Origin of the sequence: Mycobacterium sp. 141, from assembly GCF_000382405.1 — a bacterium.
GTDB lineage: Bacteria > Actinomycetota > Actinomycetes > Mycobacteriales > Mycobacteriaceae > Mycobacterium.
In genome coordinates, this window is sequence record NZ_KB908262.1 from 1 (window position 1) to 17728 (window position 17728).

The following is a 17728-nucleotide window of genomic DNA, read 5'->3' on the forward strand; positions in this document are numbered from 1 at the left end:
ACACACATCCACCCCCGAGCGCCGCGACGCCCCCACCACCTCCTCGCCTTCCCGAACCAAAAGATCAACCAACAGACTCCCGATAAGACCACTCGCCCCCAACACCGTCACCTTCACCCTGCCAACACCTTCCATCCACACCACCAACCCAAACAACGGAAACCCAGACTACGTCGCACACCACACCACAAGATGCGAAAAGAACCTCCGCGCTGCGATCCGGTCATCTTCGATGTCGTACTCACTCAGAATGTCGATGCTTACGCCGCCCAGTTCTGGCATGGGGATGAACTGGACCTCGGCACCGTCGAACTTGACTGCCTATCCGCTGAGTAGCGTCGCGTTGCCGGACTTGGAACCGAACCGCCCTCGCCGAAAGGTTCGATCCTCGATCGTCGAAACCTACTGTGGTGCAAGTGTTCTCAAACGAGAACATGACGCACTACCTGTTGGCCTCACGTGGCGGTGCGTTCGGCTATCTCGAACGCGAGACACAGTTCGGCGAGTTCGCGCGGCACGGTCAGGGAGCGACCCGTGCGTTCCTCTATGCGCCGCAACCGGTTCCGCACGGTATTGGGATGGCAGAGCATGGCATCCGCGGTCTCCGAGATTGAGCCGCCATGATCGAGCCAGGCCGCGAAGGTCTCGCTCAGGGTGAGTCGTTCGTCGCTGGGCAGCGAACCGAAAGGGCCCAGGATGATCTCGGAGAGCTTGTGGGTTACCTCCGGCGCGCTGACCGCAGCGATACCCAGTACGGAATCATCGAACAGCCGCACCCTGCCATCCCGCCTGGTCGGCGCGTCGAGCGCCACCCGGGCGTAGCGCAGCGAGGTCGCCGTGTCGGCGAGATCGTTGAAAATCGGGCTGACACCGATATCAGTGGTCGTCACCTGTCCCAGCAGCTCGACGACGCGGGCGAGCAACGCGCTGGAGGGCAGGTGGGCAATACCTATCTGGAGATCGGGAAGCAGCCGCCACGCGGAGTGCACGTCTAAGTTACGCAACATGCCCGCGGCGCTGCGAAGTGCGTGCTGGCCGATGTTCGGCAATCTTGCGACGACCACAATATAGGGGCCGCGGGCGGGCAACCCCAGCAGCGCCGCAACATCCCACAGGCTGTACTCCCCCAGGGACCGACCCTGGAGCAACGCGCTCGGGCCGGATGGCTTGGTGCTTGCCACTATCGGCTCGCTGACGGAGAACTCCGACAACGGCGATCATCACACCCCGGCCAAACTCAACACCGGACCGGCGCCCGCCTGGGATTTGTGGCGCAGGATCGCGGCCAAGGATCCGTCATTCGGGCACCCCGACGTGTTCGGCGGCGACATTCCCAAGACCAAATGGGAGTCGGCCACCGTCACCACCTTGGATCACCGTATCCCGGAATACATTCAGAAGATCTGCAAACGAGATCCGTTCAGCGGCAAGGTGGTTACCGGCGGTATCGTCACGGTACGTGACTCGAAGTGGTTGATGAGCTGGACGGTCAACCGCCAGCCACACTTCAAACAGCAGCCCAAAGACCAGATCGTGGTCTGGGTGTACGCGTTGCTCGTCGACGTGCCCGGCGACTACGTCAAGAAACCGATGCAGGAGTGCACCGGTGAGGAGATCACCCAGGAGTGGCTCTACCACCTCGGGGTACCCGAAGCGGACATTGCCGACCTGGCCGCCAACGCGGCCAAAGCGGTGCCGGTGATGATGCCGTATGTCACTTCGTTCTTCATGCCGCGCCAGGCCGGTGACCGCCCCGACGTGGTGCCCGAGAAGGCGGTGAACTTCGCGTTCATCGGACAGTTCGCCGAGACCAGCCGGGACTGTATCTTCACCACCGAGTATTCGGTGCGAACGGGCATGGAGGCCGCGTATCGGTTGCTGAATATCGAACGGGGCGTACCCGAGCCCTTCGGATCCACCTACGACGTACGCAAGCTCATCGAGGCGTCACTGCATCTGCGCGACGGGGAGGAGATGCACCTACCGGTGCCCGAGATTCTGCGCAAGCGGATGATGGCCAAAGTGACCGACAACGAAGTCGGCACACTGCTGGTTCAGCACGGCCTGCTCGCGGAGTAGCGGCTCGCCGAGAACTCGCACCATGCGGTGCCAGCTCCCTCCATCTATGCCGTGCTGCTCCGATCCTCGATCCATTTCGATGATCGGAGCACGCGTGCTTTCACCGACCGCACCGGTAGAGGCGTTGTCACCCCGCCTTGACGATGTAACGGTCAGAGTGCCGCCGGAGCGGCGGATGGCGGTGCTACGAGTTGCGCGTTCTGGCCTCGTATCGGTGCAGCTGAGGCGTTCGCGTCAGACGCCAGCGCCCTGTCGCAGCTCCGCCTCGGCTCGGTGCCAATTCTCCTCATCTGTCCCACGTACTTCCGAAAGTGAGATGTGGTAGGCGCGTTCGGCAATCATCTCGTGGGTGAAGTCTGGCAATTTGGCGTTCACCGTCGCCCTGCTGGCGGTCGGCTTCTTCGCCCTCGCCGCCGGCTTGCTGTCCGGCGCCGCAGTCCTCTTCGAGGGTGCGCGGCGGGCGGGTGGCTTTGCCGTCCCCGCGTCCGTCAAGGTCTTTTTCGCTGCCATAACGGCACTCCTTTTACGTGCAATAAGCCGAGGCGTCGATGCCCGGCGGAAATCATTCTTCCTCGGCAGCCGGTGTTCATCGGTCACTGCGCGTGCGTGTCGCGGTGGGATGTCATCCCGTCGATCGACCGTTGTCGGACGACTACGCGTTGGGTGCTGTCAGCGGCCGGGGCGCACTGACACCCTAATTGGAGCCTCCATGTGCCCTCGGCTTGCTTAAATGAATGCGTGGGGGCGCTAGACCATGGATGACACAGTGATCGACGACGGTGACGCCACTGAAGAACCAGGGCCGGCGGGAGAGTTCGGCCGCTACGAACTGCTGTCTCTGCTGGGTGCGGGCGGTATGGGACAGGTGTGGCGAGCGCGTGACACACAGACCAACCGAGTGGTGGCGCTGAAAGTACTGCCCGAGAATTCCGCCGATGACGAGGAGCCGCGCGAACGCTTCCGGCGCGAATGCCAGGCGGTGGCACAGCTGACCGAGCCGCACGTGATTCCGATCCACGACTTCGGCGACATCAACGGTCGGCTCTATCTGAACATGCGCCTGGTCGACGGCATCGACCTCCGCACGCTGATCAAACAAGAAGGCGCCATGCTGCCGCGGCGTGCGGTGGCGATCGTCGCTCAGATCGCCGGCGCACTTCAGGCAGCCCACGACGTCGGGCTGGTGCACCGCGACGTCAAACCCTCCAATGTTTTGGTGTCCGCCAACGACTTCGCGTACTTGATCGACTTCGGGATCGCCCACGCCTCGGAAGACCTCACGCTAACCAAGGCCGGCCAAACCATCGGTACCGCAGCCTATATGGCCCCGGAGGCCATCGGCGCTGCGATCAAAACCCATTCCCGCGTTGATGTGTACGCGCTGACTTGCGTGCTGTACGAATGCCTGACCGGTCAGCCGCCGTTCAGCAGTGACATCGGTGTGCAGGGCATGATCGCCCACCACCTCCACACCCCACCGCCGAAACCCAGCGTGACCAAGCCCGGCGTGCCGGCCGCGTTCGATGCCGTCATCGCCAAGGGAATGGCCAAGAACCCAGACGATCGCTACCAGACCGTCCAAGACCTGGCTGCGGCCGCTCGCGTCGCAGTGGACGATCAGGTGGTCGACACCCCCGAAGCAGCGGAGTCAAAACAGCAACGAAAGCGATTGCCCGGTACTGCAATCAAGTGGATCGCCGCGGCGATCGGCGCGGCTGTTGCCATCACGGCGGCGCTGATCATCGACGGCCGGCTGTCGTCCGACAAGGGCGGCACGTCCAAAGTGCCGACCACGCAGGGCTTCTCGGCGCAGACGCCGCTGGGATTCGTCGACGTGCATCTCGCCACCGGTGTCGCGGTCGATGGGACCGGCGACGTCTACGTCACCGACATCGGTACCGACCGAGTGCTCCGGCTGTTGGCCGGCAGGGAGACAGCGGACACGCTGCCCTTCAGCGGCTTGAAGAACCCGCGGGATGTGGCAGTCGATTCGGCGGGCGACGTCTTCGTCGCCGACTCGGGCAACGACCGGGTGCTGCGACTGGCGGCAGGAGCGCCGGCCGCAACGCCTTTGCCCTTCATCGGGCTCAACGATCCGCGCGGTGTGGCGGTGAATGCCGCGGGCGATGTTTTTGTCACCGATCGCGGCAACGATCGGGTGTTGCGGCTGGACAAGGGTTCGGCTACTCCGACGGCGCTGCCGTTCACCGGTCTCAACGATCCGCGCGGCGTTGCCGTCGACGCAGTGGGTGATGTCGTCGTTACCGACACCGGCAACAATCGCGTGCTACAGCTGGCCGCGGGCGCGGCCGCGCCGACGGTGCTACCGTTCGCCAGCCTCAATGATCCCCAGGGCATAGCGATCGATGCCCGCCACAACGTCTACATCACCGATCGCGGGAACGCCGGAGTGCTTCAGCTGCGGCCCGACGCGCCGGGTGCGATACCGCTGCCCTTCACCGGCCTCAACGATCCCCAGGGTGTGGCAGTCGACGGGATAGGCGACGTCTACGTGACCGATGTGGGAGCTACCCCCGTGGTGAAACTCCCGGTCAGCTAGTCACAATGACGTCGTGGTCCTATCGGGTCTAGATTTTGGCGTCCTCGGTCCGCTGCAGGTGAGCGTCAACCGCGAGTCGGTGCCGTTGGGTACGCCCAAGCAGAGTGGCGTGCTGGCGCTACTGCTGATAAGTCGCAATCGGCCCGTGTCGAGGGACTCGATCATCGACACGATCTGGGACGACTCGCCACAAGCCGACGCGATCCACAATCTGCACGTCTATATCGCAAACCTGCGCAAGATCCTCGGCTCATCCGGGAGCGATCCCAAGACCATATTGGCCAGTGCGCGGCCGGGCTACCAGCTCAACGTGCCCGACCCCGCCTGCGACCTGGGCCGGTTCAACACCGAAAAGGCCGCTGGCGTGCAAGCCGCCGCCGCAGGTCGTTTCCCACTAGCCAGCGACCGTCTGTCGGCGGCGTTGGCGCAATGGCGCGGCCCGGTCCTGGACGATCTACGTGAGTTCAGGTTCGTCGAACCGTTCGCCGCTGCCCTTGTCGAGGACAAGATGACCGCCCACGCGCTGCGTGCCGAAGCCGAAATCGCTTGTGGGCGGGCAGGTTCAGTGATCAGCGAACTCGAGGAACTGGTCACCGCGGACCCCTATCGGGAACCGCTGTGGGCCCAGTTGATCACCGCCTACTACCTGACCGAACGACAAACCGACGCCCTCGACGCATACCGGCGACTTCGATCCACGTTGTCAGAGGATCTGGGCATCGAACCCGGACCCACCGTGCGTGCGCTGCAGCAGCGGATCCTGCGACAGGAGCGATTGGACGTCCAACAGATCGCCCAAAACGACGCGTCCGAAGTCGCCACCATGCTCGAGCTCCACACCTCGACGGTGAACCCGGCGCCCTCATCGAACCGTGCACAGCTGCGCGACGCCGGCGGCCGCTACTATCCGCTCGAAACGGTGGTCACCGGGATCGGCCGGCGCGCCGACAACAGCGTCGTGATCGACGACCCGAAGGTGAGCCGCTACCACGCGACGATCATCGACACCGGAGCCAGCTTTGTGATCAACGACCTGCGCTCGGGCAACGGCATCGTGGTGGGGGGCCAGCGCGTCCGCGGCAGTGCGACGCTGGCCGATGGCGACGTCATCCGCATAGCCGGCTACACATTCACCTTCGAAATCGCGCCGGCCGAGCCAGCCTGACCTCGCAATTTCGGCGTTGAGGATCCGTTGAGGATCCCGTCCGATCCTTTTTCTCGACCAGCCCACAGGCTTCGAGAAAAGGACTCCACATGAGCACCGACAACTTCGGGTACAAGCCCGAACTCAAAAGATCGCTCGGGTCTTTCCAAGTGTTCGCGATCTCGTTCGCATCAGTTTCCGTCATCATCGGCATCTTCTCGACGTTCGGCAACGTCCTACAGAGCTCCGGCCCGGTCGGAATCTGGCTGTTTCCGGTCGTTGCCGTCGGCCAGATCCTCGTCGCGTTGGTGTACGCGCAATTCGCGGCCCGCATCCCGCTCACCGGCTCGTCCTACCAGTGGGCATCGAGGCTGGCCAATCCGAAGATCGGCTGGATGTTCGGCTGGGTCACGACGTGCAACGTCGCGATCAGCGCACCTGCGGTCGACAACGTGTTAGCCAGCCAAGTTCTGATGCCGTTGTTCAACATGGCGCCCAATGCGCACACCGCAAAGGTCATCACGATCGTGCTGCTCGTTGTCCAAGCCGTCATCGTGATCATGTCGATGAGGGTCGTGGGCTGGATGAACTCGCTTTCGGTGGGCATCGAACTGATCATCGTGGTGGTACTTGGCGTCGCATTGGTTATCGCCGTCGTGCTCACCGGCCACGGCTCAACGGAGAATCTGGTGTCGCAGGGCATCGCTGCGGGCGCACCGAACTACTACGCGATCGGCGGTGGGCTGATGGCCGCGATGATCATGGGCCTGTCGACGCTCCTCGGCTTCGATGCCGCGGCGAATATGGCAGAGGAAGCCAAGGATCCGTTCCGCTCTATTCCTCGGGCGATCGTCGGATCCGTCGTCGCCGCAGCGATCTTGGGAACACTGTTCGTCGTCGCGCTGACCGTCTCGATCAAGGACATGGGTGCGGTATCGCACAGCGCTTCGCCCGTCGCCGAGATCATGAATCAGCAGTTCGGTCCCGGACTGGAGCGGCCCTTCCTGGTCGTGATCGCCATCGCGTTCTTTGGCGGCGCAGTCCTGGCCATGGCTGGGACTTCTCGGATGATCTACGCAATGGCACGCGACGATCGCTTTCCCGCACACCGCGTCTTCAAGCGGGTGAATCCCCACACGCACACGCCGATTCAAGCGACCCTTCTTCAACTCGGGCTCGGCGTCGCGCTGATCACGGGGTTGAGCGACGGCGTCATGATGCAGCTGATCCTCGCTGGCGCGATTATCGTCAACATTCCCTACGGCATGACTGTCGGCCTGTACTTAGTGGTGCGAGGCAAGCTCGAGCGCACTGAGGGAGCCTTCAACCTCGGCCGCTTCGAACTGCCCGTCGCAGTCACCGCGCTTCTCTGGCTCGTGTTCGCCGCATTCGTGTCGATCGTGACCTCGCCGTCCATTGTCCCGATCCTGATCGTCGTCGGGATGCTGCTCGTCGGCGGCATGTACCTCGCCTACCTCCTGGTTTTCCAGCGACATGTGCTCGAGCACGAGCCCGGTCAAGCAGTGGGTGCCGCCCTCACCGAGGACGAGCAGGAGACGCCGTCGAAGGAGAAGGAACTGGTCTGCTGCTAGCTGGTCCGTCCGGACAGGAATTGCCCGAACCCTCGCTGAGGGTTCGGGCTTTTTCTTGGGGAAATGCACTGCGCCACAGCGATAACCAGTAGACCGTCCGCATCAGCGAAAGTTCGTCGAACCTCATCCCGGCTTGCGAGCAGGTCGATGGCAACATGGCGCGCTGCAACGCTTTCTGCCACGCATTGAATTCTGACCTGCCCCAGTGCCTAGTTGTCGGACGGCGGGGATTTCGGTTGGAAAGGTTGATACCACCACCAGTCGGCGCGTTCGCCGGCGGGTCCGGGGCATGATGGGACATCGGGTGGGGGTGTGGTTGGTGGGCGGGCCAGCGACCCCGCGTGCAGTGCTCGACCGTTACTGTCGGTGACGATGAGGTGGTCGGCAGGTCCGCTGATGGTGATGTCGCCGCGGTGGTGTGCCCGATGGTGGTGCGGGCAGAGCAGGACAAGATTGTGTAGTTCGGTGGGGCCGCCGTCTTCCCAGTGGTGGATGTGGTGGGCATGCAGTCCGCGGGTCGCGCCGCAGCCGGGCACTGCGCACGTGGCGTCGCGGTGTTCAAGTGCGCGGCGCAGCCGCCGGTTGATGGTGCGGGTGGTGCGGCCCGCACCGATGGGTTGACCGTCGCGTTCAAACCAGACCTCACAGGTGGCATCACAGGTCAGGTACTGCCGTTCGGCCTGCGTAAGAAGAGGGCCCAGATGTAGTTCCCCGGTGCGCTTTTCGACGTCGAGGTGGACGACCACGGCGGTGCGTTGACCGTGGGGGCGGCACGCAACTTCGGAGTCCCAGCCGGCCTCGACCAGGCGCATGAACGCGTCGGTGGTGTTCGGGAGAGGTGGGACGCTGTCTGTGGCGTGGTTGTCGTGGTCGCGTTTGTATTCGACGACCAGGGCATCGAGGTGCGACTGTAGTGCGGCATCGAAGGTGGCTGCTTCGTCGTGGGGAAGGGTGATCCTCCAGGTAGTCGTATCATCGCCCGAGGTTTTGGTGATCTTGCGCTGCGGTTCTGGCCGGGGAGCGTGGTCGGGGCGGGGTTCGAGTTTGATCGCTTTGCGCAGCTGTCTGACCGTCGCAACGGCGGCCTGCTGTGCGTAGTGTTCATCGGAGCCGTCGGCGGCTCGTTCGGCGATGACACCGACCTGATCCAGTGACAACCGGCCCTCCCGCAACGCTTGTGTGCAGCGAGGAAACTCCGCGACCCGGTGGGCGATGGTGGCGATGGTGGCGGCGTTCGTCGAGGAGACACCGAGTTTCCACGCCACCACAGCCGCCACCGACCGCGCCGCGGTCATACCGCAGAGGTTGCCGTGGTCCAGCTCGCCCACGAGCTCCACGATGCGCCCATCAATCGCATTGCGCTGACCGGCCAACTCCGCCAGCTCCTCGAACAACGCCTCGAGACGCTCTTTAGGACTGACTACCGCGTCAGAGGTTGCCGTCACGGACATAACGACATCATTGCAGTGGGGTACGACAAGTCTCGGCTGCGCGAGTTCTGATGCTACGAGTGCAATGAGGCCCCGGGTACGACGAGTTCGACGCGGCGAGCGGCCTCGTGGTCGCCGGCGATTTCCGCGGTGACGCTACGCACTTGCTCGTACCCGGTGAGCGCCAAGAAGGTTGGTGCGCGCCCGTAGGACTTCATGCCGACCACGTACATACCAGGCTCGTCCGGATGTGAGAGTTCCGCGACGCCATGCGGTAGCACGCTTCCGCAGGTATGCACGTTCGGGTCGATCTGCGAAGCCAGTCTGATTGGGGCCTGCAATACCAGGTCGAGCGCCAAACGCAGTTCGGACAGGATCGACAGGTTCGGTCGAAAGCCGTTGAGTGCCAAGACCACATCGGCCGCAGGAAGGGAACATCCGTCCTCCCCGACAAGAACCACCTGCGTGCCGTCGACGTCGACGCGGTCGGTGCGAAACCCTGTCACCACGCTCAACAGCCCTTCGTCGACCGCGGCGTGAACCCGGGTGCGCAACGCATCTCGCTGGGGGAGAACGGAATCAGCGGGTCCGCCCGACGCGCCGCGGCGAAGCGCCCATGTCACCCGTGTCGTCGGCTCGCGGCGCACCGTCTCGACAAGACCGATGAGCGCAGTCATCGCAGAATGCCCACTTCCGACCACGACGACGTGCCGGCCAGCCCATGACATGAACGATGAACGGCGCGTGTCGGCGGCCCGGCGTCAGCACCCGGTCGTGTCCCTGACGCGAGACACCGGTCACTCGCTGGACATACCGCACGCGTTCGCCCAGCGGCACCAGATATCCGTCGTGCCATTCGCCGCCGGTCGGATACCCAGATGCCGGTGGGACCCAACCCGTGGGAGCCAGCAGTCGTACCGCCGCCTCGTCCACCAATTCGGGCGACGGCGAGAACATGCGTACGTGACCCCACTGCGCTACGGCGGCCCCGGGGCCGTCGCCGGCTTCGATGACCACGGGCTCCAATCCCTGTTCCAGCAGATGAGCTGCTGCCGCGAGCCCCTGCGGTCCCGCTCCAATCACAACGACAGGCAAATCGGTCATCGTGCATTCCTTCGATTGAGCGTCAATAGTTTTGACGGTTGCCTCAATGCTTGTGGCTGGTCCTCAACGGAACCTCAATGCAAGCTCGGCGCAAGTGCGGTCTGTTCGCCGTCCGACCGGGTGGCGGCACTGAAGGTACTGCCCGAACATTCCGCCGATGACAAAGGTCTGCGCGAACGGTTCCGGCGGGAGTGCCAGGCGGTAGCGCAACTGACTGATCCTCACGTGATTCCGATCCACGATTTCGGCGATATAGATCAAACTTGCAGGCAACTAGCCCGTTATTCGCCATTGAGGATCCGTTGAGGGTCCCGCTCGATTCTTTTTCTCAACCAGCCACACCAGGTGGCTTACGAGGAAAAGGAACTCCAATGATCAAGACCCGCATCGCCAGCACCGCAGCAATCTTCACGTTCGGGCTCGCCGCCCTCGGCGGGGCCGTCTTTGCCGCACCGGCCAGCGCCGCGCCCGAGACGACCGTGACCGTGGATGGAACGGCTATGAAGGGGACCGCCGGACCGTCCGTCGAAGACGCCGGGCGGGTCGCTAACGAGTTGGAGAGCGCGACCCGGGGTCCGAACGTCACCGGCGTGTCCGCACCGGGCAGCGCCGCGACCAAGGTCCACGTCCTGTTTCCGCACGACCCCGCGCCGCACAGTGACCACAATGGTCAGGGGCATAAGGGCGGCAACGAGACGCGGCCGGAGCCTGGACAGCCTCCGTCATCCATCGGACACACGGACACGGTGCACGGACGAGGTTAGACGTTCGTGCCTATGGCCTGTAAAGCGTTTTGGGACCGTCTGCCACACTTTCGCCCCGTCGGGCGCAGTGCACAATGTGGGTGATCCGGCATCTGAAACATGTTGATACGAATCTGAAATCTGTAGACGCAGGGATTCGGCTCTTCCTACGACGTGCGCCCGCTCCGCTCGAGTGTCAAGGCAACGGCTATTGCGGGAAGGCGTGTGAGATGCGGATTTTCCAAGCACCGTCGGGTTGGCGCTGGAAGATGTCGACCCCATCCTCGCGGGTGGTTTCCAGCGTCTTGCCGGTGGTATCGGTGACGGTGAGCGGCCAGATCAGGCGGACGGCGGCCAGGTCCCCGTCGACGAGAATCTCGGAAATCTCAGGTTCGGCGTAGGTGTAGCGCCTGGCGGGATCGGCAAACAGGTTCTGCATCTGGTCGCAGAATGCGCGGTGGTCGCGGTCGCGGCTTTGCGGGTAGGCCAGCACGACGTCATCGGCGAACAGCCCGCACACCGCCGACAGGTGGCGGTCGTTGAAGTCGTGCGGCCATTGCCGTAGTGCGGCTTCGATGGCCGCCCGGTCGGCGGCGGGATCATGCCGGGGCGCGGCCCGGTTGTCGCAGGCTGTCACCATGGCAACCAGCATGACCACTGAGACGAGCGCTGTGCGCATCCCCACAGGCTAGTACACACTCAAAAGGATAATTGGGGGTTGTGCTGCTCGGCGAGGTTGGTCGCGTTGAGGCGACGCTCGCAGCTGATGCGGGCGTGGCATAGAACACTGGGATAAACAGTGCCCCAACGGATTTGGTGCGCCACTGGCGGATCGTGGGTGACTGCCGCACATGGCGATACGGCCTGGGATCGCGGACGACGCTACCGACGGGCCGGATATCACACCAAGTCATTGACGAACATGGGCTGCAAGATGTCCTGCAGGCGCACGTAGTTCGCGAAGGGCCGATTGTAGATCCTGCAGGTGGGGTAGCACGACGAGCCCGTCACAGCCCGGGGCGCCGCTCTCCATGCCGCCGGTGGAGAAGTTTTGCAGGATGTATTTCCCGGGGACCGCCGCGGCAAAGCACGGGACCTGCGCCGCCGGGTCGAGTGTCAACTCATCCACGCCAGTCACGCTGGCCAGTGCCGATCCGGTGCTCTCCGAGAACGTGCCCGGTTCGAGGTTGGCGATGAGCTCGGTGGCAACGCGTTGGCGTGCTCGTCATCTGGAGTGACGGGCGACAGCAAGTGCGCATCGAGAGCGCACAGATAGAACGGCACCCCTCGAAAAGGCATCAACTGCAACCAGTTTAAATACCTCGGCGACTACTTAAACTGGCGCACGAGCGCGGCGGTGCCGCGCACCGGCGCACCCGAACCGCTCGCCAATGTAGCCACCCACTAATCAACCCGCGGTTCGGATCAGCTAGTACGATCACCGGGCGTCCGAACGACAGTCCCCGACAGAACCAGGCGATTCACTCAGCCAGGCGTCTGGACACTACGAGGAGGCGGGGAGGTTTTGGCATACCTCGTGGAGTTCGGAGTGGTAGGTGTCCGAGAGGTGTGTCCGCAAGAGTTCAGCGAATCCGCCGGTATCGTGTGCCTTTATTTTTTCGACCATTGTGTGGTGTTCGGCGATGATCGCCTCGCACCGGGTGAGAAGAGTCTCGCCGTAGCTCAAGAGTAGGAAGCGCTGGCGGTCGCCGACCTTGTCGTACAGTTCCAACATCACGCGGTTGTCGCCCGCTTCGACGAACGCCCGGTGGAATTCGATCGTGAGTTCGATGAAGCCGACAGCATCGCGATCGGCAAGGCTGGCTCGTTGCCGGTGGATTTGGGCGCTGAGCCGGCTAACCAGCGCATCATGTGCCACGGATGTGGCACGTTGTACCGCAGTGCTTTCGATGATCAGGCGTGCATCGGCGAGGTCCCTGACATCCCGGGCGCTCAGGCCGCGGACCAACGCTCCGCGCTTGGGATAGACCGTGATCCATCCTTCATCTTGAAGGAGAGCCAGCGCCGTGCGCACGGGTGTTCGGCTCACCCCGATCTCTGCTGCTAGCCCGGCTTCTCCGAGCATCGTGCCGGGTTCGTAATTCCCCCGGAGAATGCCGTCGAGTATCGCATCGTAAGCGCGCCGTGTAGCACTCCCAGTGTCCGCCATGGATACATTTTGTCCCCTCAGGCGTACAACGTCCAGTTTTAAAGGGATAAAACGCAAATCACAGCCGACCAATAGGGGTGAATATCGCGATTCCATTTGTTGGATGCATCTTGTATCCTAGCTTTATGAAGCGAAACGTGATGAGAAGGGGACTAGGTACAACGATCCGGTCGGGCGGTCGCGATCTAGCGGCGGTGTGGGTTGCGCTGGCCGTCAGCCTCGTGCCATTCCCAGAGGCATCTGCGGTTGGCGCGACACTTGCGGAAACTGGTCCAGATCCGGTGTATGACCAGGTGTGCATGAATCTGGCGTTCCGCCATGCGACGCACGGTGTCGGGATGAACGCGCATTCCGCGAAGTGCGCTGCTGCACTGAGTCCGCCTGACTACAACTGACAGGTGGCAAGCGCATCGGGAGCCACCCGGGGTGCTTTCGGCACCGAGCCGTAACGACCAGTGGTCGCGCTGTTCATCTAAAGACGCTGCAGTCTAACGCTTTTCAGTGAACCAGCAAGGCGATTGCCCGCATGGAAAGCGGAGTTAATGGCGCTGGGCAAATTCTGTGCCGCCACGCCAGCATCCACCCGATCTGGCGACCTGGGCGTTACGCTCCTCGGGACCCCAGCACCTTATGTCTGCGAGGGCCCTTGCTGTTCGCGGCACGTTGGATCATAGCGATTGTGAATGAGTCAAGCGTGTGTGAGGCTTGTGGTGAGACATTCGATCGCAGCGGCGATCGGTGATTCGGGATGCCACACCGCCTCGTAGAAGATCTCGACTTCCTGACCGTCTTCGAATAGGGCTCGATGGACGGTGTCGGAGGACGTGATCTTCGATTTCGGCAGGATGGCTAAGCCCAAACCCAAACCCGCCCACTGTTCGAGGACGCTGTAGCTGGTGGCGGCACCGGGGTAGGTGTGCAGGTCCAGTCCCTGCGCCTCGAACAACTGTTCAGTGAACTGGCGCAATCCGCAGGTGTTCGGTACCACGATGAATGGGCCACCGGCTGCCTCGGTGAGTTCAACGGGGGCAGCGTTGGCTTTTTGGCGAGATTCCTTTGGGCTGACAAGGACTACCGGTTCCGAATCGATGATCCGATGTTCGAAGCGGGGCAACGGTTCTACGGACGGTATCAGGATGACGTCGAGCTCACCGCTGAGCAGCCCCTCGCGCAGTTCGGTCATGTCTGCCTCGAGCAGCACAAGTTGGCGGGGATGGTCGAGCCCGCACACACCGGCAAAAGCGCGGGCAACCAAGGCTGGGTTGATCAAGGGCGACAGACCCATCCGGATGCTGTCACGCTCTGGGGTCCGGGTGAGCCGTCGTGCCTCGGAGACGATGGCGTCCAGTTCCCATAGCGCACGTTCGATCAGGGGCACGATCTTCTCGCCGAACGCGGTGAGGGTCACCCCGCGGGGCGAGCGGTCGAAAAGCCGTTCGCCCAGCCGCTCTTCGAGTTTGGCGATTCCGTTCGACAACGCCGGCTGCGTTACACCGTATGCGCGGGCTGCTGCGCTGAAGGACTTGGTCTCCGAGACCGCCTGAACGTATCGCAGACCCTCTAGGCTGAGGCGCTCTGTCATTACCGTAGTTTATCGCGACAGCGACGATGGTTAGACCTTCAGTGCCAGCACCCAGCGCGCGGGGCGGGGGTCACACGTTGCCCAGGGTTCCTCCGTCGACACAGATGGTTGCATCGTTGATGTAGTCGCGTGCGTGCTTGCAAGATAGACAATCGCCGCGGCAATCTCTTCGGGCCGGGCGAAGCGGCCAATGTCATTGGGATACCACTCTACTGATGCGCGGTGCTCGATCGCGTCCCAGTCGTGGACCCAACCACGTTGGGCGGCAATCTCTATCGCCATCCGGCGGAAGGGTTCGGTGAGGATGATGCCGGGGAACGGTGTTCGAGGTCACTCCCCTGCCGGCCAGGTCCCGAGCCAGCGAAGTCGCAAGGTTGTGGCGAGCAGCCAGTGCTGCGCTGTAGCGCGGTTGGACAGGACCGGGTTGTATCGCGAGCCTGCACTGCGAATGGCGGCGGCGACATCTCTGGTGCGGCTTTCGTTGCGGCCGTGCACAATGACCGACGCTCCTTCAGCGGCCAGCATCTGGGCGATCGCACCCCGTCAACCGGTTGCGTGGGTCGGTACTAGACGCGGACCGCTGCTGCCGGGACGCCGGTTGCGTGACTGGCCGTCAACGCATTCGACAACCGCTGCATGTAGGCCTCGGTCAGCGGGGTGGGGCGCAACGCATACCGTTCATTGAGTAGCGATCTCCACAGATCGGTCAGGGAGGCGCGTTCGGCGGCGACGAGCACCGTTTGCGCCAGGATGTCTCGCTGCGCGTGGGAGGCGCCGATCCGGATGACCCGGTAGCGGACAGGAAGAAGCCTGTCCACCGCCACCGCGTAATTGCCCTCGGCGAATGCGAGTGCGCCGTCGATGAGACGCCTGCCGATACTCACGGTGATGTCATGGTTGTCGCCGACGCCCTCGCGTTCAAATCGGTCCAGTGAGTCGCGCACCCGTGCGAGGTCGCCGGCACTCCCTCCCCGGGCGACGCTGATGGCCAGGTGAAGGTCGTTGAACGCCAACACATGATCGTCAACCCGGGCCATCCAGGCCCGACTCAACTGCGCCCACCGGTCTCCGACGGAAGCACCCGCCAACTCCACCCGCCACAACATCGCCGTGCCGTCGATCATGGCCAGAAGGTCGTTCTGGGCGACCAACGGTTGCACAAATTTGTCGTAACCGGCCAGCGCCTCATCGAATCGGCTGTTCTCGATGAGATAGAGCGCCAGGTGCCATCCGTTGTGGACGGCAAGATTGTGCGATCTGCTCCACCCCGGCTGGGCACCTTTGAGGAAATCAATACCCTCTTCGTGGCGGCATTCGTCCTCCAACACGTGAGCCAGTGCATGGACGGCCCAGCCGTCTTCGGGGTCGAGTGCGATCGCGCCGCGTGCCATGTCTTCGGCGCGGCGCAGGTCGCCGGCTTCTTCGAGCCCGAACGCATATTGGCCCAAGATCCGACCGTAGAAAGCATCCGAAGAGCTCCAGAACGGCAGCGTCCGCGCTACCGAATCGCGAATCTTCTGAGACTCACCCAGATACAGGTACGCCTCCTGAGCGAATCGGCCGGCCAGCGCGTCACGGGGATTTTCGAGCAGAATCGATTCCCAGATGTCGGTGGCCTTGTGCATCTTCCCCGCAGACAGTGCGCGTGCGGCTTCCAGATGCATGCGCTCACGTACTGTCGCCGCTTGCGCAGTCACCTCGGCGGCCGAGATCGCCTCAGTCACTTGACTGTTGATTCCCGGGTTCCCGCCGAGCATCAGCATGCTGGCGGCCATACTGTTGCCGAGAGAGAAGCCGGGGTCAGCTGACGCTGCGTCACGCAGTGCCTGCGCGGGTGCGCCCCGCCAACTGCAGTAATCGACGATGACCGTGTCGAGGACCTGCACGCTGGATGCCGAGCCGGTCACGTCAAGTCCGTGCGCATCACGTAACAGCTGAATCACCTTTCCATTCAACGAGTGTCACCACCAGGATTTGTTTCGATTGAAGGCGGGTCGACATTGCAGCGGCCGCAGCGTTGGTCGCCTGTGGCGGGCAGTTGGCTCCCGCGGCCGAGTCGCTCGACGGTTTGCCCGCGCCGAACCGATATCGGCGGTGCTGCCTCTACGACGATGAGCGTCGCACATCGGTCGCGGAGTCCGCAACGAAGTCCATAACTCCTCGTTATGGTGCGATATTCAAATCGCCTCTACTGCAGGTATTCGACACCGCTCTACGGTGGTCTTGGCAATGAGAGGGCCGACGGTAGCCCTCGGTAGACGCGAAGAGGATGTGAAGGCAATGGTCGCGGTCGCCGACTTGCTGCGTGAATACGACCGCGCCCGTGCGTATACCGACGACCTGTGGCGCGATCTGTCCGCCGACGAGGTGATTTGGCGGCCACATGAGAATTCGAGTGCGATCGGCTGGCATCTTGGGCATCAAGCGCATGTGGCGCACTTCATGGTGCGCAACCTGACCGCCGCGGAACCCTCGCCTGACCCCGAACTGGACGCGGTGATGGATTCCGCTCAGCCGGAACAGTTTCGGGGCGCCCTACCAGCGGTTGAGAGGATAGCGCGGTTTCGCAGTGCGGTGGCCGCGCGGGTTCATGCCCGTATGGAGGACATCGCTGCTAGACGCGTGAAATCCCCGGATCAGATGACCATCGTTGCGACACACTTGATGACTGCATTGATCAACCACGAATACCAACACGATCAATGGATCGGAGAGGTCCGGACGCAAGCGTTGGGCCAGGAGCTTCCTCCAGATCCGGATACAGACAGTGTCACCCGCGTCGACGGCTACCTTGTCTTGGCACCGCCGATCTGACCTGACTCGCCTGTACACAACTGCGGTGCAACAAGAACGACCGCCCAAACTGCTGCCCTCGTAAAAACACAACGAATCACCAGGAGAAGCCATGTGCTACCACGAACACACTGACGTCAAGTACGCGCGCAACATCCGCACCTCCATCCCGGAGGCCTTCAAGGCCTACATGGAATGGGACGAGCACGTTATGCGCAACCCCGACAACGAGATCCCACCCAAGTATGCCGAGCTGATCGCCGTCGCCGTTACCTTGGTCACCCAGTGTGCGTACTGCATCGAAACTCACGCGAAAGCCGCTCGGCGACTCGGCGCGACCGAGAAGGAACTGGCCGAAACCATCATGATCGCAGCCGCGCTGCGCGCCGGCGGCAGCTACGGACACGGATTCATGGCCATGAAGTTCTTCCACCAGGACGACGAACAGGCGTAGCTGTCGAGCTGCCCCGGACCGCTCGGTTGCCCGCACCCCTAGCTGTGGGCAACCGAGCCCACCGTCATCGTAGGGGC

At 63.0% G+C, this 17728-nt stretch carries 15 protein-coding genes and 3 pseudogenes; 9 read left to right on the forward strand and 9 right to left on the reverse strand.

What is annotated here, in order from left to right; all coding sequences use genetic code 11:
• The coding region (locus tag H276_RS24665; RefSeq protein ID WP_155943072.1) for an NAD-dependent epimerase/dehydratase family protein at positions 1 to 135 on the reverse strand (135 nt) is incomplete at its 3' end.
• Between the two features lie 57 nt (positions 136 to 192).
• Between H276_RS24665 and H276_RS24670 the strand changes: the two genes are divergently transcribed.
• A complete protein-coding gene (locus H276_RS24670; RefSeq protein ID WP_019971663.1) occupies positions 193 to 336 on the forward strand; it encodes a hypothetical protein in 144 nt (47 codons plus the stop codon).
• Positions 337 to 455: 119 nt separating this feature from the next.
• Here H276_RS24670 and H276_RS22935 read toward each other — a convergent pair whose 3' ends face one another.
• Positions 456 to 1181 carry a CdaR family transcriptional regulator gene (locus tag H276_RS22935; protein WP_155943073.1) on the reverse strand — a complete coding sequence of 242 codons (726 nt, stop codon included), beginning with the start codon at positions 1179 to 1181 and terminating at the stop codon, positions 456 to 458.
• Here H276_RS22935 and H276_RS22940 point away from each other — a divergent pair.
• The 4 genes and pseudogenes from H276_RS22940 to H276_RS0112580 all read left to right on the forward strand — a co-directional run.
• Positions 1153 to 2079, forward strand: a pseudogene (locus H276_RS22940) (oleate hydratase); the annotation flags it as partial. The gene H276_RS22935 and the pseudogene H276_RS22940 sit on opposite strands and share 29 nt — an antisense overlap.
• Before the next feature lie 754 nt (positions 2080 to 2833).
• Positions 2834 to 4639 (forward strand): serine/threonine-protein kinase PknD, encoded by a 1806-nt coding sequence (locus H276_RS0112570; RefSeq protein ID WP_019971667.1) that lies wholly within the window; start codon positions 2834 to 2836, stop codon positions 4637 to 4639.
• Between the two features lie 13 nt (positions 4640 to 4652).
• A complete protein-coding gene (locus H276_RS0112575) occupies positions 4653 to 5804 on the forward strand; it encodes a BTAD domain-containing putative transcriptional regulator (RefSeq protein WP_026356914.1) in 1152 nt (383 codons plus the stop codon).
• Positions 5805 to 5893: 89 nt separating this feature from the next.
• Positions 5894 to 7375 (forward strand): APC family permease, encoded by a 1482-nt coding sequence (locus H276_RS0112580; protein WP_019971669.1) that lies wholly within the window; start codon positions 5894 to 5896, stop codon positions 7373 to 7375.
• A gap of 209 nt (positions 7376 to 7584) precedes the next feature.
• On the opposite strand, the gene H276_RS0112585 is transcribed toward H276_RS0112580, so the two are convergent.
• Both H276_RS0112585 and H276_RS24090 read right to left on the reverse strand, forming a co-directional pair.
• On the reverse strand, positions 7585 to 8826 hold the full coding sequence (locus tag H276_RS0112585) for an HNH endonuclease signature motif containing protein (RefSeq protein WP_019971670.1): 1242 nt from the start codon (positions 8824 to 8826) through the stop codon (positions 7585 to 7587).
• A gap of 53 nt (positions 8827 to 8879) precedes the next feature.
• Positions 8880 to 9909, reverse strand: a pseudogene (locus H276_RS24090) (NAD(P)-binding protein).
• Between the two features lie 105 nt (positions 9910 to 10014).
• Between H276_RS24090 and H276_RS25310 the strand changes: the two are divergent.
• Together H276_RS25310 and H276_RS0112595 are read left to right on the forward strand one after the other, a co-directional pair.
• Positions 10015 to 10167 (forward strand): annotated as a pseudogene (locus H276_RS25310) (serine/threonine protein kinase); the annotation flags it as partial.
• 113 nt (positions 10168 to 10280) lie between these two features.
• Entirely contained in the window at positions 10281 to 10673 is a 393-nt protein-coding gene (locus H276_RS0112595) for a hypothetical protein (protein ID WP_019971671.1), read from the forward strand.
• Positions 10674 to 10860: 187 nt separating this feature from the next.
• Here H276_RS0112595 and H276_RS0112600 read toward each other — a convergent pair whose 3' ends face one another.
• The 5 genes from H276_RS0112600 to H276_RS0112630 all read right to left on the reverse strand — a co-directional run bounded on the left by H276_RS0112600 (position 10861) and on the right by H276_RS0112630 (position 16311).
• The gene (locus H276_RS0112600) at positions 10861 to 11331 is read right to left on the reverse strand and encodes an SgcJ/EcaC family oxidoreductase (protein WP_019971672.1); all 471 of its coding nucleotides are present in this window, start codon (positions 11329 to 11331) and stop codon (positions 10861 to 10863) included.
• 231 nt (positions 11332 to 11562) lie between these two features.
• Positions 11563 to 11781, reverse strand: a complete 219-nt coding sequence (locus H276_RS24675; protein WP_155943074.1) for a hypothetical protein — start codon at positions 11779 to 11781, stop codon at positions 11563 to 11565.
• Between the two features lie 375 nt (positions 11782 to 12156).
• The gene (locus H276_RS0112610; RefSeq protein ID WP_036460996.1) at positions 12157 to 12822 is read right to left on the reverse strand and encodes a GntR family transcriptional regulator; all 666 of its coding nucleotides are present in this window, start codon (positions 12820 to 12822) and stop codon (positions 12157 to 12159) included.
• 688 nt (positions 12823 to 13510) lie between these two features.
• Positions 13511 to 14404: a LysR family transcriptional regulator gene (locus tag H276_RS0112620; RefSeq protein WP_019971675.1), complete on the reverse strand. Its 894-nt coding sequence runs from the start codon at positions 14402 to 14404 to the stop codon at positions 13511 to 13513.
• Positions 14405 to 14970: 566 nt separating this feature from the next.
• Positions 14971 to 16311, reverse strand: coding sequence for a tetratricopeptide repeat protein (locus H276_RS0112630; protein WP_155943075.1), 1341 nt, complete (start codon positions 16309 to 16311; stop codon positions 14971 to 14973).
• Positions 16312 to 16684: 373 nt separating this feature from the next.
• On the opposite strand from H276_RS0112630, the gene H276_RS0112635 reads away from it, so the two are divergent.
• The gene (locus H276_RS0112635; protein ID WP_019971678.1) at positions 16685 to 17218 is read left to right on the forward strand and encodes a DinB family protein; all 534 of its coding nucleotides are present in this window, start codon (positions 16685 to 16687) and stop codon (positions 17216 to 17218) included.
• Positions 17219 to 17309: 91 nt separating this feature from the next.
• On the forward strand, positions 17310 to 17651 hold the full coding sequence (locus H276_RS0112640; protein ID WP_019971679.1) for a carboxymuconolactone decarboxylase family protein: 342 nt from the start codon (positions 17310 to 17312) through the stop codon (positions 17649 to 17651).
• Positions 17652 to 17728: the final 77 nt, after the last annotated feature.